Genomic DNA, 21577 nt, shown 5'->3' with positions numbered 1-21577 from the left:
GCCGCGCCGTCCGCGGCGGGGCGTCAGACCCGCCGGGCCACGAACACCCACTCCAGCCCGGGCCGGTCGGGCGCATCCAGCACGTCGTCGATCTCGAACCCGGCGGCGGCCAGCGACGCCTCGACCTCGTCCCGCTCCCGGAACCGCAGGGTCGAGTCCGAGGTGACCACGTCGCCGTCGGGCAGCGTGCCGGGCGGGAAGCGGTAGGTGCCGCGGAAGGTGACCAGCGGGAGCGCGACCTCGACGAGGTCGGTCCAGGTCTCGACCTCGCCGATGCCGGGGATGTCGCGGCGCTCCGAACCCTGTTCGCGGGTCCAGCCGAGCCAGGCCTGCTTGGCGGGCACGCGGGTCTCGAAGACCAGGAATCCGCCGGGCCGCAGCGCGGCGTGGACGGCCGCGAGCGCCCGCGCCCACTCCTCGTCGGTCTGGAACACCTGCGCCACGTTGCCGGTCATGGTCGCCAGGTCGACGGCGAGCCCGAGCCCGCCGGCCGCGTCCGCCCCGCCCTCGACCCAGGTGACGGCCTCGGCGCCGGGCTTGCCCTTGGCGACGTCGAGCGACGCGGCGGCGGGGTCGAGACCCGTCACTCGCAGTCCCCGGCTCGCGAGCCGCAGGGCCAGCACGCCGGTTCCGCAGCCGACGTCGAGCACGCTGCGGGCGCCGAGCCGCTCGGCGAGGCCGGTGTACAGGTCGAGGTCGCGGCGGTCGTGGTCGAAGGCGTCGTAGAGCCGGACGAGCCAGGGGTCGGCGAACTTCCGGTCGGGTGTGGTCATGGTGACATGCTCACGCGCCCCCGGAGCGGGCCCAAGGCCTTTTTGTCGCGTACGGTCGTCCCGACGGACCGGGCAGGCCAGAGCCGGACGTGTCTTGCCAGGGAGAGCACGATGACGGGTGACGCCCACACCACGCTGGACGACGCGGCGGCGGTGTTCGCGGCCGCACGACGGCGGCTGTTCGGCGTCGCGTACCGGATGCTGGGCTCCGCCGCCGAGGCCGAGGACGTGGTGCAGGACGCGTGGGTGCGGTGGCAGACCATGGACCGCTCCGCCGTCGTCAACCCGGAGGCGTTCCTGACGACGATGACGACGCGGCTGGCGATCAACGTGCTGCAGAGCGCGCGGTCGCGGCGCGAGACGTACGTCGGGCCGTGGCTGCCGGAGCCGGTGGACACGAGCGAGGATCCGACACTGGGCGCGGAACGGGCCGAGGCCCTGGACACCGCGGTGCTCCTCCTGCTGGAGAAGCTGACGCCCACCGAACGCGCGGCGTACGTGCTGCGCGAGGCGTTCGACTACGGGTACCCGGAGATCGCCGACATCGTGGGGCTGTCCCAGGCCGCCGCGCGGCAGCTCGTGAGTCGGGCGCGCAAACACCTGGCCTCGGAACGGCGCAACACCGTGACGGCCCAGGAGCGGCGCACGCTGCTCGACGCGTTCCTCGCGGCGGCCCGGGCCGGCGACGTCGGACGGCTGGAGCATCTGTTCGCCGAGGACGCCGTCAGCCGGGCCGACAGCAACGGCAAGGCGAAGTACGTGGCGCGCGTCGCGGTGTCGGGCCGCTCCAAGGTCGCGCGGCTCCTGGCAGCGTTCGCCGACGTCTTCTGGGCCGGCGTCACCGCGGAGCCGCTGGAGCTCAACGGTGACGCCGGGCTTGGCCTGGTGCGCGACGGCGAGCTGGTCGGGACGCTGACCGTCACGGCGTCGGCCGACGGCCTGCACGAGATCCTGTGGCAGCTCAACGCCGACAAGCTGGAGCCGCTGCGGCGGGCCCGCGCGGAGCGGGCCCGCGCGGAGCGGGACCACGCCGAGCGGGACCACGCGGAGTAGGTCCGTCCGGCGCGAGACGGCGCCGGACGGGCCGCGCCGTAGGTCAAGGACGCGGACGGATCCCTACGCCTGGACCTTCCGCCACTGCTCGTAGGTGACCTCGCCGAGCCGGGCCTCGCCGTGGGGCACGAGCTCCCCGTCGGTGAGCGGCGCCCCGAAGTAGGTGGCGCCCGGGTCGGTACGGACCTCGCGCAGGTCGTCCTTCGACGCGAGGTACGTGCGCACGATCTCGTCGAAGCCGAAGAGCTCCGGCCCGGCGATCTCGATGGTCGCCTCCAGCGGCGTGCCGACGGCGACCTCCGCGACGATCCGGGCGACGTCCGCCGAGGCGATCGGCTGGAAGCGCACCGGCGCCATGTGCACGACGCCGTCGACCGTCGCCGTGTCGGCGATCGAGGCGAGGAACTCGAAGAACTGCGTGGACCGCACGATCGACCAGCCCGAGCCGGAGGCCTTGACCAGATCCTCCTGCACCACCTTGGCGCGCATGTAGCCCGAGTCGATGCCCTCCGCGCCCACGATCGAGACGATCACGTGGTGCCGCACCCCGGCGTGCTGCTCGGCCTCCAGCAGGTTCGTCGTCGAGGTGCGGAAGAAGCGCGTGACGTCCTCCTCGGCGAACGACGGCGAGTTGCTGAGATCGACCACCACCTGGGCGCCGTCGAGCGCCTCTGCGAGGCCCGCGCCGGTCAGGGTGTCCACACCGGTCTGCGGCGAAGCGGCGACCGCCTCGTGCCCCTGCTCCTTCAGGTTGCTGACCACCTGGCTCCCGACGAGGCCGGTGCCGCCGATGACCACGATCTTCATGGTGTGCTCCTTCGTTTCTCGCGACGTTCTCGCGACGAGCCGAGCGGCCCGTCACGAGGTCGACCGGGAGCACCACGGATCTGTGACAGGCCCCGGGGCACCGCAGCGGCGCACGCCGCACCAGGGCGGACGCCGGCTACCGCTCCCGCTCGACCCGCCGCTCGTCCCACACCGGCTCGGAGGTCTCGCGCACGACGCCGTCGGACCCGAAGACGAGGTACCGGTCGAACGACCGCGCGAACCAGCGGTCGTGCGTCACGGCCAGCACGGTCCCGTCGAACGACTCCAGGCCCTCCTGCAGCGCCTCCGCCGACTCCAGGTCGAGGTTGTCGGTGGGCTCGTCGAGCAGCAGCGCCGTCGAGCCGGCGAGCTCCAGGAGCAGGATCTGGAACCGGGCCTGCTGACCGCCCGACAGGCGGTCGAAGGGCCGGTCGGCCGCCTCGGTGAGCTCGTAGCGCCGCAGCCGGGACATGGCCTTGCCCTTGTCCTGGGCGTGGTCCTCCCACAGGATGTCGAGCAGCGCGCGGCCGAACAGCTCCGGATGCGCGTGCGTCTGGGCGAAGTGTCCAGCGACCACCCGCGCGCCGAGCTTCCACGTGCCCGTGTGCGCGACGTCGCCGCCCGCGAGCAGCCGCAGGAAGTGGGACTTGCCCGACCCGTTCGAGCCCAGCACCGCCACCCGCTCGCCGTAGAACACCTCCAGGTCGAACGGCTTCATGAGCCCGGTGAGCTCCAGCCCCTCGCAGGTCACGGCGCGCAGGCCCGTGCGCCCGCCGCGCAGGCGCATGGAGATGTCCTGCTCGCGGGGCGGCTCCGGCGGCGGCCCCGCCTCCTCGAACTTCTTGAGCCGGGTCTGCGCCGCCCGGTAGCGCGAGGCCATGTCCGGGCTGTTCGCCGCCTGCTGCCGCAGGGTGAGGACCAGCTTCTTGAGCTGCGCGTGCTTCTCGTCCCAGCGCCTGCGCAGCTCCTCGAACCGCGCGAACCGTTCGCGCCGCGCGTCGTGGAACGTGGCGAAGCCGCCGCCGTGCACCCAGGCGTCCGCGCCGGCCGGACCGGGCTCCAGCGACACGATCCGGTCCGCCGCGCGCGACAGCAGCTCCCGGTCGTGCGAGACGAACAGGACGGTCTTCTTGGTCGCCCTGAGCTGGTCCTCCAGCCACCGCTTGCCCGGCACGTCCAGGTAGTTGTCCGGCTCGTCGAGCAGCAGCACCTCGTCGGTGCCGCGCAGCAGGGCCTCCAGCACGAGCCGCTTCTGCTCGCCGCCCGACAGCGTCCGCACCTCCCGGTACTGAGCCCGGTCGTACGGCACCCCGAGAGCCGCCATGGTGCACACGTCCCACAGGGTCTCGGCCTCGTAGCCGCGCACCTCCGCCCAGTCCGAGAGCGCCTGCGCGTACGCCATCTGAGCGGCCTCGTCGTCCACGGTCAGCATCGCGTGCTCGGCCTCGTCGACGGCGCGCGCCACCTCGCGCAGGCGGGGATCCGACACCGAGACCAGCAGGTCGCGCACCGTGGTCTCGTCCCGCACCGAACCGACGAACTGGCGCATGACGCCGAGGCCGCCGCTCACCACGACGGAACCGCCGTGCGGTGCGAGCTCACCGGTGATGAGCCGCAGGAGCGTCGTCTTGCCCGCACCGTTGGGCCCCACGATCGCCGTCGCGCTGCCCTCGCCCACGCGGAACGAGACGTCCCCCAGCAGGGTCCGGCCATCCGGCAGGTGGTATTCGACGTGTGCGACTTCGAGATGGCCCATGGGTCACCATGGTCCGACGCCGGACGGGCGCGGACCAAACTGTTTCCGGCGAGATGTCCTGCGGGGTTTCCGGCGTGCTGTTTCCCGCCGCGCAAGCCCGCGGCACAGTTCCGGCCGTCGAACCTGTGGACAGCGGACCCCGGATGTCGGTGGTGTGCTGTTGACTGTTCCCCGTGAGTACAGATGCAGTCACCGATGCCGGAACCGACCCGGTGAAGGACGCCCCCGCCGTCGCCACGCTCAGCTACGAGCAGGCGCGGGACGAGCTCGTGCAGGTGGTCGGCCGCCTGGAGGCCGGCGGGGAGCCGCTGGAGACGTCCCTCGCGCTGTGGGAGCGCGGCGAGGCCCTGGCCGCGCGCTGCCAGGAGTGGCTCGACGGCGCCCGCGAGCGCCTCGCGGCCGTGCGGAACGCGTCGACCGCGACGGCCGACTCGCCGGAGGAGGCCGAGTGAGCGCGCACGTCCTCGCCGTGGGCGAGGCCCTGATCGACGAGGTGCGCCGGCCCGACGGCTCCTCGGCCGAGCACCCGGGCGGCAGCGTCGCCAACGTCGCGCTCACGCTGGGCCGCCTCGGCCGGGAGGTCCGGCTCGCGACCTGGCTCGGCAGCGACGCCAGGGGCGACCTGGTCCGCGCCTGGCTCGCCGAGTCGGGCGTCGGGCTGGTCGAGGGCAGCGACGGCGCGGAGCGCACCAGCTCGGCGGTGGCCACGCTGGACGACGGCGGTTCGGCCACCTACGACTTCGACCTCACCTGGCAGGTGCCCGCCAAGGCCCTGCCGAGCCCTGCGGCGGGCGGCGCGGAGGCCGGCGAGGCAGAGGCCGGCGGTGCGGAGGCCGGCGAGGGGGCAGGCACCGACCTGCTCGCCGTCCACACCGGCTCGATCGCGGCGATGCTCGAGCCGGGCGCAGCGCAGGTGCGGCAGGTCCTCGAGGCCGCACGGACGACGTCGACGACCACCTACGACCCGAACGCGCGGCCGGCGATCATGGGCCCGGCCGACGAGGTACGCCCCCGCGTCGAGGCACTGGTGCAGCTCTCGGACGTGGTCAAGGTGAGCGACGAGGACCTGGGCTGGCTCTACCCCGACGCCGACCCGGTAGCGGTCGCGCGCGAGTGGCAGCGCGGCACGCCCGCGCTGGTGGTGGTCACGTTCGGCGGCAAGGGCGCCGTCGCGGTGTCCGACGCCGGCGAGGTCGAGGCGGTCGCCCCGCAGGTCGAGGTGGTCGACACGGTCGGAGCCGGCGACTCGTTTATGGGCGCGCTGATCGACGGCCTGTGGGAGCACGACCTGCTGGGCGCCGGCCGGCGGGACGCGCTGAACGCCGCCGGCCCGGCCACGGTGCAGCGGATCCTGGACCGCTGCTGCGCGGTCGCCGCCATCACCGTGTCACGTGCGGGCGCCAACCCGCCACGGCGCGCGGAGGTCGGGTCATGACCGCGCAGCCCGTCCCGGGGCCCGCGGAGGTGGAGCGGCTCAGCCCGCGCGAAGCCTGGGGGCTGCTGCGGTCCGGCAACGACCGGTTCGTCGCGGACGAACCGCTGCACCCGTCGCAGAACGCGGACCGGCGCCGCGAGCTGCAGGCGGCCCAGCACCCGCACACCGTGATCTTCGGCTGCTCGGACTCCCGCGTCGCCGCGGAGATCATCTTCGACCAGGGCCTCGGCGACGTGTTCGTGGTCCGCACGGCCGGGCACGTCCTGGACACGACGGTGATCGGCTCCATCGAGTACGGCGTCGACGTGCTCGGCGCGTCCCTCGTGGTGGTGCTGGGGCACGACTCGTGCGGGGCGGTGGCCGCCGCCGCGCACACGCTCGCCACGGGCGAGCAGCCCAGCGGGTTCGTCCGCGCCGTGGTGGACCGGGTGATCCCGTCGATCGTGAGCATCACCTCGGGTGACCCGGCCCGGGCGATGGCCGCCCTGTCCGACCAGGACGTGCTGCGCCGCGAGCACGTGAAGCACACGGTCGAGATGCTGCACGGCTACTCGGCAGGGCTGTCCCGCGCCGTCGCGGAGGGCCGGTGTGCGGTGGTCGGCCTCGAGTACGACCTCGCCGAGGGCAGCGCACGCCTGGTCGACGTGATCGGGGACGTCGGCGAGCTGCCCCCGGCGCCGGCGGCTGCCGCAGCGGACTGATCCAGCGCGCCGCACCCCGGTGTCCCACGGGGGCGTGACAGGAGTCACGCCCCCGGGTGCGTCACCGGGGTGCGGCTGCGGCACGATAGACCTATGACTGCTGACACCGTCGTCCCGTCGAGCTCTCCCGAGTCCGGCGACACGACCGACTACCGCATCGAGCACGACACCATGGGTGAGGTCCGCGTCCCCGCGAACGCTCTCTACCGAGCGCAGACGCAGCGTGCCGTCGAGAACTTCCCGATCTCCGGCACCCCGCTCGAGCGCGCCCACATCGAGGCCCTCGCCCGCGTGAAGAAGGCCGCAGCCACCGCGAACGCGGAGCTCGGCGTGCTCGACCAGGACATCGCCGACGCCATCGTGGCCGCCGCGGACGAGGTCGCCTCCGGCAAGTACGACGCCCACTTCCCGATCGACGTCTACCAGACCGGCTCGGGCACGTCGTCGAACATGAACACCAACGAGGTGCTCGCGACGCTCGCCACCGCGGCGCTCGGCAAGGACGTGCACCCGAACGACCACGTCAACGCGTCGCAGTCCTCGAACGACGTGTTCCCCACCTCTGTGCACGTCGCGGCGACGTCCGGCGTGGTGAACGACCTGATCCCGGCGCTGACCCACCTGGCGGACGCCCTCCAGGCGAAGTCCGACGAGTTCGCCACCGTCGTGAAGTCGGGCCGCACCCACCTCATGGACGCCACCCCGGTCACGCTCGGCCAGGAGTTCGGCGGGTACGCGGCCGCCGTCCGCTACGGCGTGGAGCGCCTGCGGGCCGCGCTGCCGCGTGCCGCCGAGGTCCCGCTGGGCGGCACCGCCGTCGGCACCGGCATCAACACCCCTGCGGGCTTCCCGCAGCGGGTCATCGCGCTGCTCGCGCAGGACACCGGCCTGCCGCTGACCGAGGCGCGCGACCACTTCGAGGCGCAGTCCGCCCGGGACGGTCTGGTCGAGCTGTCGGGCGCGCTGCGCACCATCGCGGTCTCCGTGACCAAGATCTGCAACGACCTGCGCTGGATGGGGTCGGGCCCCAACACGGGCCTCGGCGAGATCGCGCTCCCCGACCTGCAGCCGGGCTCCTCGATCATGCCGGGCAAGGTCAACCCGGTGATCCCGGAGGCCGTGCTCATGGTGTGCGCGCGCGTGATCGGCAACGACGCCACCGTCACGTGGGCTGGCGCGTCCGGCACGTTCGAGCTCAACGTGCAGATCCCGGTGATCGCGCAGGGCGTGCTGGAGTCGATCCGGCTACTGTCCAACTCGGCGCGGGTGCTGGCGGACAAGACCGTCGTCGGCATCACCGCGAACGTCGAGCGCGCCCGCGCGCTGGCCGAGTCGTCGCCGTCGATCGTGACGCCGCTGAACCGCGTGATCGGGTACGAGGCCGCCGCCAAGGTGGCCAAGCACTCGGTCAAGCAGGGCATCACGGTGCGCCAGGCCGTGCTCGACCTCGGCTTCGTGGAGCGCGGCGAGGTCACGGAGGAGCAGCTCGACACGGCGCTCGACGTGCTGTCCATGACGCGCCCGCCGCAGGCCTGAGCACCAGCCCCGGCCCCGGCACAAGAGAAACGGCTGGCATCCGAAACCCGGATGCCAGCCGTTTCCATGCCCTACGCGAGCCGATCAGCTCCAGACGAGGGTCTTGCCCTCCTGGTCCTGGAACTTCGACCGCGCGATCGCGATGATGTCGACGATCGCCCAGATGGCGCCGCCGACGCCGAGGGTCACGATGGCCACGCCGAGCACCGCGAAGCCGGTGCCGATCTTGCCCACGTAGAAGCGGTGCACACCGATCGTGCCCAGGAAGATGGCGAGCAGCAGCGCGACGAGGGTGTTCTTCTCGCTCGTCGCCGAAGCCTGGGGTGAGGTGTGGGTCTCGGTCATTTCATGTCTCCAAGGGTTTCCGGTGAGCGCCTCGCCCACCGTGACAGGAGCGAAAAAATACCTAGAACCACGCCTATTGCGCCAATCGCCCAAACCGCCGCCCCAGCCACGCCATGAGCCCTCTTACGAGGGCCCGAGCCACGGGCCCGAGCGCTGGCCTGAGACGTTGGTCCGCGACGCGGGCCGGAGGCCCGGAACGGCCCGTGGCGCGCCCCGATCAGGCGACGGGCGCCCCGGCACCCTCGGCCGCCGGCGCAGCACCCTCGGCCGACGCCGCGACACCCTCGACAGGCGCCGCAGCACCCTCCGCGTCCTCCTTCGCCGCCGCGATGATCAGCGCCGTCGCGACGGCGGCACCGACCGTGGCCACCGCTGCGATGGTCGCCGCGACCGCGACCTGGGCGACGACGCTCGCGGCGCCCCACTCGCTGCCGGCGATCTCCTCGGCGCGGTCCTCCGCCGCCTTGCGCTGCTCCTTGCCGACCAGGCCGGACACCAGGCCCGAGCCGTGCAGCAGGGAGATCAGGGTGCCGGTGCGCTCGTCGGGCTCCGCACCCTCGACGAGCACCTTCGTGAGGGTCTCGCGCAGCGCGGTCTCGTGGCTCGAGTCGGCGGCGGGCCAGCGGGCCACCGGGAGCAGCCGGAACAGCCTGGTCTCCTCCTTCTCCAGGATCCCGCGCTCGACGAGGCCCGCCAGGAGGTGGGTCTCGGCGTCCTTGGAGATGGCCTCGACGACCTTGTGGGCGGGCGCCTCGGGGGTGCTCAGCACGGCCTGCAGGGCGGCGTCGAGGGCCACGTGGCCGGTAGGGGTGTTGTCGGTGACGAGGATCGTGGCGTCGGCCGCCTTCTCGCGCTCCTCCTTGGTCGCGCCGGCCTCGGGCGCACCCCGGAGCAGGGTCTTGTTCGCGGCGGCGAGATCGGCCAGGAGCGCACCGGCGAGGCGAACGCCCAGGTTGTCGACGTTGGCGGTCTTGCCCGTCTCGTCGTCGACGGCAAGCAGCAGGAAGTCTTCGGCAATCAGCATGGCCCCGATGCTATATCCGACAAGCCAGACACGCCCCGATTGCCCGAGCCCGGGAACATCACCGCAGGAAGATCGTGGAATCGGGGACTTTGGTTAGGCTTACCTAACATGCTACCCTCGCTCTGCACGCAGGGGAGGCGTGCCGCCGGACATGCGGGGCTGGGGGGTTCCGTCCGGCCGGCACGCCTCTCCCGTGCCAGCGGTTCATGAACGTGTCAGGCGCTCAGGCCACCCCGGTGACCTGAGCGCCTGACACGTCGCCACGCCCGCCAGGCGCGCGAACGAGCTCAGACCTCCAGCCGCTCCAGCATGTCGGTCACCAGCGCCGCGACGGGCGAGCGCTCCGACCGGGTCAGCGTGACGTGCGCGAAGAGCGGGTGGCCCTTGAGCGCCTCGATGACCGCCGCGACGCCGTCGTGCCGCCCCACCCGCAGGTTGTCACGCTGGGCGACGTCGTGGGTGAGCACCACGCGCGAGCTCTGGCCGATCCGCGAGAGCACCGTCAGCAGGACGTTCCGCTCCAGGGACTGCGCCTCGTCGACGATGACGAACGAGTCGTGCAGCGAGCGCCCGCGGATGTGCGTGAGCGGCAGCACCTCGAGCATGTCGCGCGCGATGACCTCGTCGACGACGTCGGGCGAGACCAGCGCGCCGAGCGTGTCGTAGACGGCCTGCGACCACGGGTTCATCTTCTCGGACTCGGAACCGGGCAGGTAGCCCAGCTCCTGCCCGCCCACCGCGTACAGCGGCCGGAACACGACCACCTTGCGGTGCTGGCGCCGCTCCAGCACGGACTCCAGGCCGGCGCACAGGGCGAGCGCCGACTTGCCCGTGCCGGCCCGGCCGCCGAGCGAGACGATCCCGATCTCCTCGTCGAGCAGCAGGTCGATCGCCACGCGCTGCTCGGCCGAGCGGCCGTGCACGCCGAACACCTCCTGGTCGCCGCGGACCAGCCGCACCCGCTTGTCCGCCGTCACCCGGCCCAGCGCGGAGCCGCCCGGCGCCTGGATCACCAGGCCGGTGTGCACCAGCAGCGGCGCGGCGGCCTCGACGGTCGCGGGATCGAGCTGCGCGATCTCGATGGACTCCTCGTCCCAGAGCGTGCTCATCTGCTCGGCCGACAGGCCGATCTCGCGCATCCCCGTCCAGCCGGAGTCGACCGCGAGCTCGGCCCGGTACTCCTCGGCCTGCAGGCCGACCGCGGACGCCTTCACCCGCATCGGCAGGTCCTTGGAGACCACGGTCACGGCGTTGCCCTCGGCAGCGAGGTTGGCGGCCACCGCGAGGATCCGCGTGTCGTTGTCGCCCAGCCGGAAGCCGGCGGGCAGGACGGTCGGGTCGACGTGGTTCAGCTCCACCCGCAGGGTGCCGCCCGCGTCCCCCACGGGGACCGGTGAGTCGAGGCGGCCGTGCTGCACGCGCAGCCCGTCCAGCATCCGCAAGGCGCTCCGGGCGAAGTACCCGAGCTCGGCATGGTGGCGCTTGGCCTCCAGCTCCGTGACGACCACGATCGGGAGTACGACGTCGTGCTCCGCGAACCGCAGCATCGCCCTCGGGTCACTCAACAGCACGGACGTGTCGATGACGAAGGTCCTGCGATCATCACCTGCCGCGCCGGAAGCGGCGTCGGCACTCTGTTCGGTCGGACGGGTGGTGGGTGCGGAATGGCTCACTGCGGTTCTCCCTCCGGCGCCGAAGCGCCGTGACAACCTCGTCGCTACCTGGCGAGCACCGCCTGTCGGCGGAACCGACCCGGTCGAACCGGGGCTGGTGGATGGGCCGGGTGACCGACTCGGCGCGCCGCGGCGTGGCGCAGAGCCGGGACCGGCCCTTCTCCACGGAGCGAGCACTCCATAGGTTGGCCTCCCGAAGGGGCGACTGGGTGCCGTCCCTGAAATGGAACCTACGCGCCCTGCCATCCCGTGACCAGACTCTCGCCCCGGCGGGTCGCAAGTTGTCACGAACTGTTCACACGGTGGCAATGGCTTGACTTTTTCTCCAAGAGATTGCAAAACTCGCTGGAAGCCACGCCCAAGCGGCAGGATAGGAGCCATGGCTTCTTTCGCCGTCCTCCTCCGCGCCGTCAACGTCGGCCCCGGCCTGCGCGTCACGTCCGCCGACCTGCGCGGCGCCGCCGACGACGCCGGCTTCGCCGACGCGCGCACGCTGCTCAACAGCGGCAACCTCGTGGTCACGGCGGGCAGGTCCGGCGCCACCAGGGCCGACGACGTGGCGCGGCTCGTGCGGGAACGGCTCACCGCCCAGCTGGGCCAGGACGTGCCCGCCGTCGGGCTGAGCGACGCGCAGCTCGAGACGATCGCGGAGGCCAACCCCTTCCCCGCCGCCGCGCGGGACGACCCGTCCCACCTGCAGGTCCACGTCCCGCTCGGCGACCTCGACGAGGCGGGCGTCGCCCGGCTCGACCTGGCCAACCCCGGCCGGGAGATGCTCGCGACCGCCGTCGGCGTGCTGTACGTGCACTACGTGGACGGGATCGGCCGGTCGAAGCTCACGCCAAAGCTCGTCGACACCGCCGTCGGCTCGCCGACCACCGCGCGCCGCTGGAACACGATCACCCGGCTCCGCAAGGCCTGTGCCGAGCTGAACTCGACGTAGCGCCGCAGAGACGACCGAGCCGGCCCGACCACCCGCCGCGACCGAGCAGCAAGGCGCGGCAACAGAGCGGGCAACGCCGCCTGCCGATACGACAGGTAGGGTAAAGCCAGGGTGTGCCGGGAAGTCTGGTCGGCGTGGATCGCCATGCGTTCGGCATGGTCCGGTCCGTCCGTGACGACCCACGAACCCGAGAGGACAGCCGTTGATCGGTAACGCTCCTGCCCCTACCCGCATCCAGCGTCTGCGCACCTGGATCTCCCGCGAGACGACCGGCGGAGCGCTCCTGATCGGCGCGGCGTTCCTGGCCCTGGTCTGGGCCAACTCCCCCTGGCGGGACGCGTACCTGACGCTGTCGGACACCGTGGTGGGTCCCGCCGCGATCGGGCCCGTCCCGGTGCACCTCGACCTGCCGCTGACCGCCTGGGCCGCCGACGGGCTGCTCGCGATCTTCTTCTTCGTGGTGGGCGTGGAGCTCAAGCAGGAGTTCGTGGCGGGCAGCCTGCGCAACCCGAAGGAAGCGGGCGTCCCCATGATCGCCGCGGTCGGCGGGATGGTGATGCCCGCACTCATCTACGTCGGCACCCTCCTGGCGCTCGGCGACGGCGGCGCCCTGCACGGCTGGGCCATCCCCACCGCCACCGACATCGCGTTCGCCGTCGGCGTCCTGGCGATCTTCGGCCGCGGCCTGCCGACGGCGATCCGCACCTTCCTGCTCACGCTCGCCGTGGTGGACGACCTGCTGGCGATCATCGTGATCGCGATCTTCTACACCGAGGAGATCCACTGGTGGCCCCTGCTCGGCGCGCTGGTGTGCGTCGCGCTGTTCGCGTGGCACGTGCGCTCGGGCAGGCCACGGTGGTTCGTGCTGCTCCCGCTGGCCGTCGTGGCCTGGGCCTGCATGCACTCGTCCGGTGTGCACGCGACCATCGCGGGCGTGCTGCTCGGGTTCACCGTCCCGGCCGTCGCGCTGCACGGCGAGGCCACGTCGCGCACCACGCGGTACGAGCACCGGCTCCGGCCCTTCTCGTCCGGCTTCGCGCTGCCCGTGTTCGCGTTCTTCGCGGCGGGCGTCTCGCTGATCGACGGCGCGGGGCCGGGCGCGGTGCTCGGCCAGCCGGTCGTCGCGGCGATCGCCGCTGGCCTCGTGCTGGGCAAGCTCGTGGGCGTCCTCGGCACCACCGCGCTGGTCACCCGCCTCACGCCGCTGCGTCTGCCCGCGGGCATCGGCGTGCGCGACCTGCTGCCCGTCGGGCTGCTGGCCGGCATCGGGTTCACCGTGTCGCTGCTGATCAGCGAGCTGTCCTTCGGCGACTCCGAGCACGCCGACGGTGCGAAGATCGCGATCCTCGGCGGGTCGGTGCTCGCCGCGATCCTCGGCGCCGTCTCGCTGCGCTGGGACGCGCGGCACGCCCGGGCCGCCGACATGAACCTCGACGGTGTGTCCGACGACATCAAGGACTACATCGGCGACGCCAAGGACCGCGAGACCCACTGAGCGGCCCCGCGGCCCCCGGCGTCACGCCCGGCTCACACCTCCAGGAGCAGCGCCTCGCCCTGCCCCCCGCCGCCGCACAGGCCGACGGCGGCCCGGCCGCCCCCGCGGCGGGCCAGCTCGTGCGCGGCGTGCACGGCGATGCGCGCGCCGGACGCCCCGACGGGGTGCCCCAGCGAGATCCCGCCGCCGTGCACGTTCACGATGTCCAGCGGCAGCCCGAGCGCCTTCGCGGAGACCCCGACCACCACGGCGAACGCCTCGTTGATCTCCACGAGGTCGAGGTCGGACGCCGTCCACCCCTGGCGCTCCAGGGCCTGGGCGATCGCCCGCGCGGGCTGGGAGTGCAGCGAGTTGTCGGGGCCGGCCACCTGACCGTGCGCGCGGACCGTCGCGAGCACGGGCACGCCCGCCGCCTCGGCCCGGCCGCGGGTGGTGAGCACGAGCGCCGAGGCGCCGTCGGAGATCTGCGACGAGTTGCCCGCCGTCAGCGTGCCCTCGCCCTTGAACGCCGGGCGCAGCTTCGCCAGCGACTCGGGCGTGGTGTCGGGGCGCACGCCCTCGTCGGTGCGCACCTCGACGGGTTCGCCGCGGCGCTGCGGCACCGACACCGGCGCGAGCTCCGCCTCGAACATCCCGTCCTTGGCCGCCGCGGCGGCCCGCTGGTGCGACGCCGCGGCGATCTCGTCCTGCTCCTGCCGCGACACGAACACCGGCCCGGAGTTGTGGTCCTCGGTCGAGATGCCCATGGAGACGCCGTCGAACGCGTCGGTCAGGGCGTCGTGCGCCGTCGCATCCAGCAGCTCCGCCGTGCCGTAGCCGAACCCGAAGCGCGAGCCCGGCAGCAGGTGCGGCGCGTTCGTCATCGACTCCTGCCCGCCCGCGAGCACCACCGCCGCCTCGCCCGTGCGCAGCAGCCGCGCCCCGTCGATGATCGCCGTCAGCCCGGAGAGGCAGACCTTGTTGACCGTGACCGCCTGCACGTCCCAGGGGACGCCCGCGGCGACCGCGGTCTGCCGGGCCGGGTTCTGCCCGGCGCCTGCCTGGATCACCTGGCCGAAGATCACCTTGTCGACGTCGGCGGCCAGCGGACCTGCACTCTCCAGGGCGCGCCGCGCCGCTACCGCGCCCAGCTCGACGGCGCTGAGCGCCGCCAGCGACCCTTTCAGCCGCCCCTGCGGCGTCCGCGCCGCCGAGACGATCACCACATCGTCGGCGCCGTTCTTGTCAGCGCTGTTCTCGGCACCCCGCGCAGCGCTCGTGGCGCTCGCCCGGGTGGTGTTCGGGTCAGTCATGGGACCTCCTTTGGTCGTCCGTACTCAGCGTATCTCCGCCGGTTCCGGGCAGCGGCAGCCCGGAGCCGTCACCACTCCGCGAAGTCCCAGCGTCCGGGCGCCGAGAAGAACGCCCAGGTGCCGCCCATCGGGGACTCGTCGACGCCCGGCCGCGTGTAGTCGCACACGCCGTCGGGAAAGACGTGCCGCAGCCGGTGCCACTGCCGGGTGGTCATGGCCGGGTAGCCGAAGCGGTCGGGCGAGGTGAGACGGCACGTGATCACGTCGCTGGCCAGCGGGCCGCCCGCGACGATCCGCGGCGACCCGAACGTCGGGTACAGCTCGTCGCACCGCCCGGCGCCGAGGCGGATGTCCTCGACGATCTTCTTGCTCACCAGCTCCTCCGGCGAGCCGATGGGTCCCGGCGTCCAGCACGCGTCGACCAGGTCGGCCGGCTTGCTGTCCACCACGACGTCGTGCGGGTCGCGCCACGGCGCGTCCACGGTGGCGGCCTCCACGGCCAGGATCCAGCGGTCCATCTGCTCGAGGGCCTGGACCAGCACCGGGTTGTCGGCGTCGAGGCCGCCGTAGGTGTTGTCCTGGACCAGCATCACCTGGTTGTCGGCGTCGCCGTTGGCCTCGATCAGCCGCTCCTGCGTGGAGAACGAGTGGTAGCGCATGTGGATGTCGCCGCCCGGCAGGCCGTCGGTGTAGGCGCGGAAGTCGATGATCGGCGTCCGGGACAGCCCGCGCCCGCCGTCGAGCATCCGGCCGGTGTGGTACGCCGCCCGGCGGGCCGCCGGGTCGGCCTCGATCCGCTCGGCCGTCGGCTCCGCGTCGATGTCGAAGCCGCCGATACCCGCGTTCAGGTCGAGGAACTGGTCCACGGTGATCGTGCCGTCCCGCAGCGCGGCCAGGCCGTACTCCACGCCCACGTTGTCCAGGGGCCGCCGCGCGAACCCGGTGCCCTGGTTGATCCCGTACACGTTGCGGGTGTGGTCCCAGACGGTCGCGCGGGCGCCGGTCGGGTTGGTCACGGCGTCGTAGCGCACCTCCAGCGGCACCGACGCGTCGAACTCGGCGTCGGGGTCGAGGCGCTTCGCGCCGTCGCTCTGCGTGGCGATCGCCGCGTGGACCCCGAAGCCCGCTACCGCGAGCTGCTGCTCGGCGGTGAAGGTGTCGGCGCCGGGTTCGTCGCCGGTGAACCAGGTGTGCAGCAGGCGCGCGTCGGCGAGCTTCTGCGACGTGCCGAAGCCGACGTCGGGAAAGCTGCAGCCCACGATGATCCCGTCCAGCAGGCCCGGGTAGGAGTCGGCGGCCTGGTGCGCCTGGTAGGCGCCGCCCGAGCAGCCCCAGCCCATCGTGTAGCGGGGTTCGCCGTACGCCTCGATGAACCGCTCCCGCGTCATCGCGAGCGACTCGGTGGTCAGCAGGTCCGAGCAGTTGTTGCCGAACGCGTTGAGCGTGTTCGAGGCGACGGCGAAGCCGCGCGACAGCATCGTGTGGACCATGACGCCGCCCGTCGCGGCGCCCTGCTGGTACCAGCCGCCGCGGCAGCCGCCGCCGAACGTGTAGACCAGCCGGCCGTTCCAGCCCCTGCTGCGCTGATGCGCCGTCGGCGCAGGCTCGCCCGCCGGGTCGTGCAGGCTCGCGATCTCGTAGATGCCGCGGTTCGCCGTGCCGATCTCGACCCGCACGATGTACGGGACCTCCACGCCGTCGAGCGTCGTGGTCGTGGCGAGGTCGGCGGGGTGTCGGGCCGGGTCCGGCAGCCGCCGGAACGCGCCGCCCGTGGTGCGGTACAGGTACTCGACCCGCGTCGCGAGCGAGCAGTACTCGTCGATCGGCGGCCCGCCCCGGACACCCGCCGGGCTCCGGTACTCGGTCGTCTCGCAGTAGAACGGCTCCTCCTGCGGCCCGGAGAACACCGGTCCCGTCGCCGGGTGCACCCGGACCCGCAGGGCCGACGTCGCCACGCCGGGCGCCTGGGCGACCAGGTTGTGCGGGCCGGGTTCGAGCCCGTCGACGAGGCCGAGCAGGCCGCCGCCGTCGGACCGGAACAGGTCGGTGACGTCCACGCCGTCGCGGGTCACCGTCACCTCGCCCGCCGCGACCCCGTCGGGGACGCCGACGCGGACCAGGGTCTCGGCGCCGCTCACGGCGTCCGGCCTGCTGGACACGGTGGTGATCCGCAGCCGGTCGCCCGTCGTGGCGACGTCCGCGGCGGCGGACGTCGCCACGGGTGGGACGAACAGCGCGACGGCGACCAGGCCGGTCAGCAGCCGACGGCGGCGACGCGGACGAACGGGCACAGGGCGCAGGGACGCAAGGCGCGCGGGCACGGGCATGGAGCAACTCCTCATTGAGCTGGCAGCACGAGAGCCGAAGCGTATACCCGGCCCGGAGCGGCTCAGCCCGGCGTCGCGGCGAGCTCCACCGTGAGCTCCGGCTCCGTCCGCTCGGCGACCTCCTCGGCCGTCACGCCTGGCGCGAGCTCCCGCAGGACCAGCCCGGACGGGGTCACGTCGAGCACGGCCAGGTCGGTGATGATCCGGTTCACCACGCCCTTGCCGGTCAGGGGCAGGGAGCACTCGTGCAGGATCTTCGGCGACCCGTCACGCGCCACGTGCTCCATGAGGACGATCACCCGGCCCGCACCGTGCACCAGGTCCATGGCGCCGCCCATGCCCTTGACCATCTTGCCGGGGATCATCCAGTTGGCCAGGTCGCCCGCGGCCGACACCTGCATGCCGCCGAGGATCGCCGCGTCGATCTTGCCGCCGCGGATCATGCCGAACGAGGTCGCCGAGTCGAAGATCGACGAGCCGGGCAGCAGCGTCACCGTCTCCTTGCCCGCGTTGATCAGGTCGGGGTCCACCTGGTCCTCCGTCGGGTACGGCCCCACGCCGAGGATCCCGTTCTCGGACTGCAGCACCAGGTGCCTGCCCTGCGGCACGTAGTTGGGCACGAGCGTCGGCAGCCCGATACCCAGGTTCACGTACATGCCGTCGGCCAGCTCGCGCGCGGCGCGCGCGGCCATCTCCTGTCGCGTCAGTGCCATGGTTCAGGCTCCCTTCGGGTCCGCGGTGCCCGACGGCGCCGGCTGCGCCGGGGCGGCGACCGTGCGCCGTTCGATCCGCTTCTCGATGTCGGTGCCGACGTGCACGATGCGGTGCACGTAGACCCCGGGCAGATGCACGGCGTCCGGGTCGATCTCGCCCGGCTCGACGAGCTCCTCGACTTGCGCGATGCACACGCGCCCCGCCATCGCGGCGAGCGGCGAGAAGTTGCGGGCCGACTTGTTGAACACGAGGTTCCCGTGCCGGTCGCCGCGCAGGGCGTGCACCAGCGCGAAGTCGGTCGAAATGGCCTCTTCGAGCACGTACTCGCCGGCGTCGTCGCCGCTGCCGAACGTGCGCACCTCCTTGGCGGGCGATGCGACGGCCACGCCGCCAGCGCCGTCGTACCGGCGCGGGAGGCCGCCGTCGGCCACCTGGGTGCCGACGCCCGTGCGGGTGAAGAACGCCGCGATGCCGGCGCCGCCGGCGCGGAGCTTCTCGGCGAGCGTGCCCTGCGGCGTGAGCTCCAGCTCGAGCTCGCCCGAGAGGAACTGCCGCTCGAACTCCTTGTTCTCGCCCACGTAGGAGCTGGTCATCTTGGCGATGCGGTGCGCGTTCAGCAGCACACCAAGGCCCCAGTCGTCGACGCCGCAGTTGTTGCTCACCACCGACAGGCCGGACGTTCCCTGCGCCAGCAGCGCCTCGATCAGCCCTATCGGGTTGCCGCACAGGCCGAACCCGCCGACGGCGAGCGACGCGCCGTCCGGGATGTCGGCGACGGCCTCGGCCGCGCTCGCGACCACCTTGTCGAACCCGCTGCTCACCGCTCCGGCGCCCGGTGCGGCCTGGCCCAGCTCAGTCATCCTCGACTCCGTTCCACTCAGGTCACGTGCGCCCAGTGTCACACTGCATCGTTCGTCATGGCAGTACCGGCGGTGCGGTCCTGCGTTTCACCCTGGTTCTTCGGCCCAACCGTCACAGTTTGGGTGCTGATACGAATCAGCCGTGCCACGATCGAACTGATGCCGGCCGCCCGGCCAGGGCGCGGCCGCGGCGCCGCGGCTGCGTACGTTGTGCAGTGACGCCCAGGAGTGATCATGCGTAGCACGTCGACCCGCCGAACCACCGCCGTCAGAGGCGCCGTCGCCGCCGCGGCCGGCGCGCTGCTCGTCGGCCTCACCGCCGTCCCGGCCGGGGCCGTGCCAGGCGATCCGGCGCCCGGCTGGGCGCCGCGGCCCGAGGAGGCCCAGCGCCAGGTGGCCGTGTCCGACACCGGTCGGGTCTTCGTGAACGCCAGCTCGGACCCCGGCTACAAGGTCGTGGACTACCTGGAGCACGGGCTCTTCGAGGAGTGGGTCCGCACGCCCGACCGCGGCTCGCCCTTCGGCGACCACCTCGCGACCGGACCCGGCAACTACGCCGTGACCATCTCGTACGACAGCTACCGCCTGTACGACGGTTCTGCCTGGACCGATGCCGCGAGCTTCTACGAGGGCAGGGTCAGCGACGTCGACATGGACGCGAACTCCGAGGGCGACGTGTCGGTGCTCCTGCGACGGTCCTCGTTGGAGGGCGGAGGCACCGTGCTGGCCCGGCTGCCCCGCGGCGGCGAGTGGACGCTGCTGGAGCTCCCGGGCGTCCCGACGGAGGTGCCCGCCGACGTCGTGCTCAACGAGCAGGGCAAGACCACGGTGGTCTGGGCGGCGCCGTCCGGCGAGAACGCGGCCATCCTGCGGTCGGTCGTGCACGCGGGACGTACCGACTGGTCCTCGCCGCAGACCGTCGGGATCGTGAACGACCCCGCGCCGAACCTCTCGATCGCCTCCGACGGCGAGGGGCGCGAGACGGTGGTCGGCGGCAACCGGCTCTGGCGGCAACCGAGCACCAGCCGGCCGCTGGAGTACCGGATGCGCACGAGCACCTACGCCAAGCTCGCCACCGGTGACTCGGCGACCCGCGTGGTGTGGCCCGCCAGGGCGGAGGACGACTCCTTCGAGATTCGCTCCGTGCTGTTCGACGACGAGACCCAGCAGCCGCGGACCACCCTCTGGTCGTACCCCGAGACGCGGTGCGTCAGCAACTTCGGGCTCTATCCCTTCGCCTTCGGCGTGGGAATGGTCCCTGGCGGCCGGTCGTACGTCGCCGTCGGCCTCACCCGCAGCATCGACTCCGACGGCAGGTGCCCGGACGTCGCCTCGTTCCTCGCCGTCGACCGCGCCGACCGGGTCCTGAACGAGCAGCCCCTCGGCTACTTCGCCGAGGGCGACGAGTTCCAGGTGGCCGCGGGGGCCGCCGGTCCGATCGCGGTGGAGTTCAAGCACTGGGACGACCACGCCGACCCCCTGTCCGAGGACCAGCCCGACGGCCTGTACTCGCTGAAGTTCTTCAACCGCTGACCGAACCTCCTCCGTCGCTCAACCCAGGAGCCCTGATGCGTCCCTTGTCCATCACCCGAGCCGCAGCGGCCACCGCGGTGTGCGCGCTGCTGACCGGCCTCGGAGCCGGCCCGGCCGCCGCCGCACCCGGCGACCCCATGCAGGGGTGGCCGGAGCGCCACGGTCTCGCCCACCGCGACGTCAGCGTCTCGGCGTCGGGCCGGGTGTTCGACGTCCTCCTTCCCGAGGGCGGTTACCTCTACTACTCGGCCCTCGAGCACGGGTACGAGGACGACTGGTCGGAGACCAGGGTCTTGCCGCGCTCCGACGGCGGAGTCGTCACCGGGCCGGAGAACTATGCCGTCGCGGTCGTCGGCAACCTGTCGTACGTCTTCGACGGCACCTCGTGGGGCGAGCCCGTGACCATCGCGGAGGGCATGCTGGACGCCGACGTCGTCGGCAATGCCGACGGCGACGCCGCGGTCCTGTGGACCGGGCCGACCGGTGCCACGTACCTCAGCCGGCTCCCCCGGGGCGGCACCTGGCAGACCGTGCAGGTCACGGACCTGCCCGCTGACGCGACGCTCCGCGACGTCGTCCTGAACGACGCCGGGAAGACGACGGTGGTCTGGGCGACGCCCTCCGGCGCGACCTCGCGGATCATGCGCTCGACCGTCCTGGCGGGGTCCACCTCGTGGTCCACGCCGCAGACCGTCGGCACCGTCAACGACCCCGCGCCGCCGAACCTCACGCTCGCCACCGACGGCCAGGGGCGCGAGACGCTCGTCGCCGGCAACCTGCTCTTCCGGCAGGCGACCACCAGCACGCCGCTGGCCTACCAGTTCCGCACGAGCGTCCGGGCCCAGCTCGCCACCGGCGCCACCGGGACGCGCGTCGTCTGGCCGGCCAGGGTGGACGAGAGGTACGAGATCCGGACGCGCTACATCGAGTCGTCGTGGCACGACGAGGCAGTGCTGTGGTCCCACGTCGCACCGCGCGACCCGGACTGCGACGGGGGGATCGAGCTCGGCGTCGGCATGGTGCCGGGCGGCCGGGCCTACGTCGGCGTGGGCATCCGCCGCTCGGACGACCCCCAGGCGCCCTGCCCCGACATCGCCGAGCTGGTCACGGTCAGCCGGTGGGACGACGTGCTCAACGAGGTGGACCTCGGCACCTACACGACGGGCGGCCCGTTCCAGATCGAGGCGAACACCCTCGGTCCGGTGGTGGTGGAGTTCCTGTACGAGGAGTACTGGGCCGACCCGATGGGTGACAGGGACGGCTACTACTCGATGCGGTTCTTCACGCACTGAACCGTCGCCCTCAGGCGC

The 21577-nt window shown here is 72.7% G+C and carries 19 protein-coding genes; 9 read left to right on the top strand and 10 right to left on the bottom strand.

All coding sequences use genetic code 11. The features are described 5' to 3' along the window. Positions 1-23 precede the first annotated feature (23 nt). Entirely contained in the window at positions 24-773 is a 750-nt protein-coding gene (locus tag AC0QU1_RS06760; protein ID WP_483575362.1) for a class I SAM-dependent methyltransferase, read from the bottom strand. A 111-nt stretch (positions 774-884) separates the two neighbouring features. Between AC0QU1_RS06760 and sigJ the strand changes: the two genes are divergently transcribed. Then, on the top strand, positions 885-1826 hold the full coding sequence (gene sigJ, locus AC0QU1_RS06755) for an RNA polymerase sigma factor SigJ (RefSeq protein ID WP_483575360.1): 942 nt from the start codon (positions 885-887) through the stop codon (positions 1824-1826). A gap of 63 nt (positions 1827-1889) precedes the next feature. Here the strand turns inward: sigJ and AC0QU1_RS06750 are convergent, their stop codons facing one another. Together AC0QU1_RS06750 and AC0QU1_RS06745 are read right to left on the bottom strand one after the other, a co-directional pair. Continuing rightward, positions 1890-2633, bottom strand: coding sequence for an SDR family oxidoreductase (locus AC0QU1_RS06750; RefSeq protein WP_483575359.1), 744 nt, complete (start codon positions 2631-2633; stop codon positions 1890-1892). Between the two features lie 136 nt (positions 2634-2769). Beyond that, a complete protein-coding gene (locus AC0QU1_RS06745; RefSeq protein WP_483575358.1) occupies positions 2770-4389 on the bottom strand; it encodes an ABC-F family ATP-binding cassette domain-containing protein in 1620 nt (539 codons plus the stop codon). Positions 4390-4562: 173 nt separating this feature from the next. Here AC0QU1_RS06745 and AC0QU1_RS06740 point away from each other — a divergent pair, with 173 nt between their 5' ends. The 4 genes from AC0QU1_RS06740 to AC0QU1_RS06725 all read left to right on the top strand — a co-directional run bounded on the left by AC0QU1_RS06740 (position 4563) and on the right by AC0QU1_RS06725 (position 8061). Further along, complete coding sequence (locus tag AC0QU1_RS06740) at positions 4563-4841, top strand: exodeoxyribonuclease VII small subunit (RefSeq protein WP_483575357.1); 279 nt, start codon at positions 4563-4565, stop codon at positions 4839-4841. After that, positions 4838-5824 carry a carbohydrate kinase family protein gene (locus tag AC0QU1_RS06735; protein WP_483575355.1) on the top strand — a complete coding sequence of 329 codons (987 nt, stop codon included), beginning with the start codon at positions 4838-4840 and terminating at the stop codon, positions 5822-5824. The genes AC0QU1_RS06740 and AC0QU1_RS06735 overlap by 4 nt, the downstream gene beginning before the upstream one ends. After that, on the top strand, positions 5821-6525 hold the full coding sequence (locus AC0QU1_RS06730) for a carbonic anhydrase (RefSeq protein WP_483575353.1): 705 nt from the start codon (positions 5821-5823) through the stop codon (positions 6523-6525). The genes AC0QU1_RS06735 and AC0QU1_RS06730 overlap by 4 nt, the downstream gene beginning before the upstream one ends. A 93-nt stretch (positions 6526-6618) precedes the next feature. Next, on the top strand, positions 6619-8061 hold the full coding sequence (locus AC0QU1_RS06725) for a class II fumarate hydratase (protein WP_483575351.1): 1443 nt from the start codon (positions 6619-6621) through the stop codon (positions 8059-8061). A gap of 84 nt (positions 8062-8145) precedes the next feature. On the opposite strand, the gene AC0QU1_RS06720 is transcribed toward AC0QU1_RS06725, so the two are convergent. The 3 genes from AC0QU1_RS06720 to phoH2 all read right to left on the bottom strand — a co-directional run bounded on the left by AC0QU1_RS06720 (position 8146) and on the right by phoH2 (position 10977). Beyond that, entirely contained in the window at positions 8146-8406 is a 261-nt protein-coding gene (locus AC0QU1_RS06720; protein ID WP_483575349.1) for a TM2 domain-containing protein, read from the bottom strand. A 217-nt stretch (positions 8407-8623) separates the two neighbouring features. Further along, the gene (locus tag AC0QU1_RS06715; RefSeq protein WP_483575348.1) at positions 8624-9430 is read right to left on the bottom strand and encodes a GOLPH3/VPS74 family protein; all 807 of its coding nucleotides are present in this window, start codon (positions 9428-9430) and stop codon (positions 8624-8626) included. A gap of 287 nt (positions 9431-9717) precedes the next feature. Continuing rightward, positions 9718-10977: an RNA 5'-3' helicase PhoH2 gene (gene phoH2, locus AC0QU1_RS06710; RefSeq protein ID WP_483576643.1), complete on the bottom strand. Its 1260-nt coding sequence runs from the start codon at positions 10975-10977 to the stop codon at positions 9718-9720. 505 nt (positions 10978-11482) lie between these two features. Between phoH2 and AC0QU1_RS06705 the strand changes: the two genes are divergently transcribed. After that, entirely contained in the window at positions 11483-12046 is a 564-nt protein-coding gene (locus AC0QU1_RS06705; protein ID WP_483575347.1) for a DUF1697 domain-containing protein, read from the top strand. A 202-nt stretch (positions 12047-12248) separates the two neighbouring features. Beyond that, positions 12249-13541 (top strand): Na+/H+ antiporter NhaA, encoded by a 1293-nt coding sequence (gene nhaA / locus AC0QU1_RS06700; protein ID WP_483575346.1) that lies wholly within the window; start codon positions 12249-12251, stop codon positions 13539-13541. Between the two features lie 32 nt (positions 13542-13573). Here nhaA and AC0QU1_RS06695 read toward each other — a convergent pair whose 3' ends face one another. The 4 genes from AC0QU1_RS06695 to AC0QU1_RS06680 all read right to left on the bottom strand — a co-directional run bounded on the left by AC0QU1_RS06695 (position 13574) and on the right by AC0QU1_RS06680 (position 18734). Then, positions 13574-14833 (bottom strand): acetyl-CoA C-acyltransferase, encoded by a 1260-nt coding sequence (locus tag AC0QU1_RS06695; RefSeq protein WP_483575344.1) that lies wholly within the window; start codon positions 14831-14833, stop codon positions 13574-13576. A 68-nt stretch (positions 14834-14901) separates the two neighbouring features. Then, positions 14902-17160, bottom strand: coding sequence for a DUF6351 family protein (locus AC0QU1_RS06690; RefSeq protein ID WP_483575343.1), 2259 nt, complete (start codon positions 17158-17160; stop codon positions 14902-14904). 62 nt (positions 17161-17222) lie between these two features. Further along, positions 17223-17873, bottom strand: coding sequence for a CoA transferase subunit B (locus tag AC0QU1_RS06685; protein ID WP_483575341.1), 651 nt, complete (start codon positions 17871-17873; stop codon positions 17223-17225). Between the two features lie 3 nt (positions 17874-17876). After that, entirely contained in the window at positions 17877-18734 is an 858-nt protein-coding gene (locus AC0QU1_RS06680; RefSeq protein ID WP_483575340.1) for a CoA transferase subunit A, read from the bottom strand. Positions 18735-18968: 234 nt separating this feature from the next. Here AC0QU1_RS06680 and AC0QU1_RS06675 point away from each other — a divergent pair, with 234 nt between their 5' ends. Both AC0QU1_RS06675 and AC0QU1_RS06670 read left to right on the top strand, forming a co-directional pair. Continuing rightward, positions 18969-20267, top strand: coding sequence for a hypothetical protein (locus AC0QU1_RS06675; protein WP_483575338.1), 1299 nt, complete (start codon positions 18969-18971; stop codon positions 20265-20267). Between the two features lie 35 nt (positions 20268-20302). Next, entirely contained in the window at positions 20303-21559 is a 1257-nt protein-coding gene (locus AC0QU1_RS06670) for a hypothetical protein (protein ID WP_483575337.1), read from the top strand. Positions 21560-21577: the final 18 nt, after the last annotated feature.

The organism is Promicromonospora noduliphila, assembly GCF_056951025.1.
The sequence above is the reverse complement of the archived record's forward strand: the minus strand, read 5'-3'. Positions and strand labels throughout refer to the sequence as shown.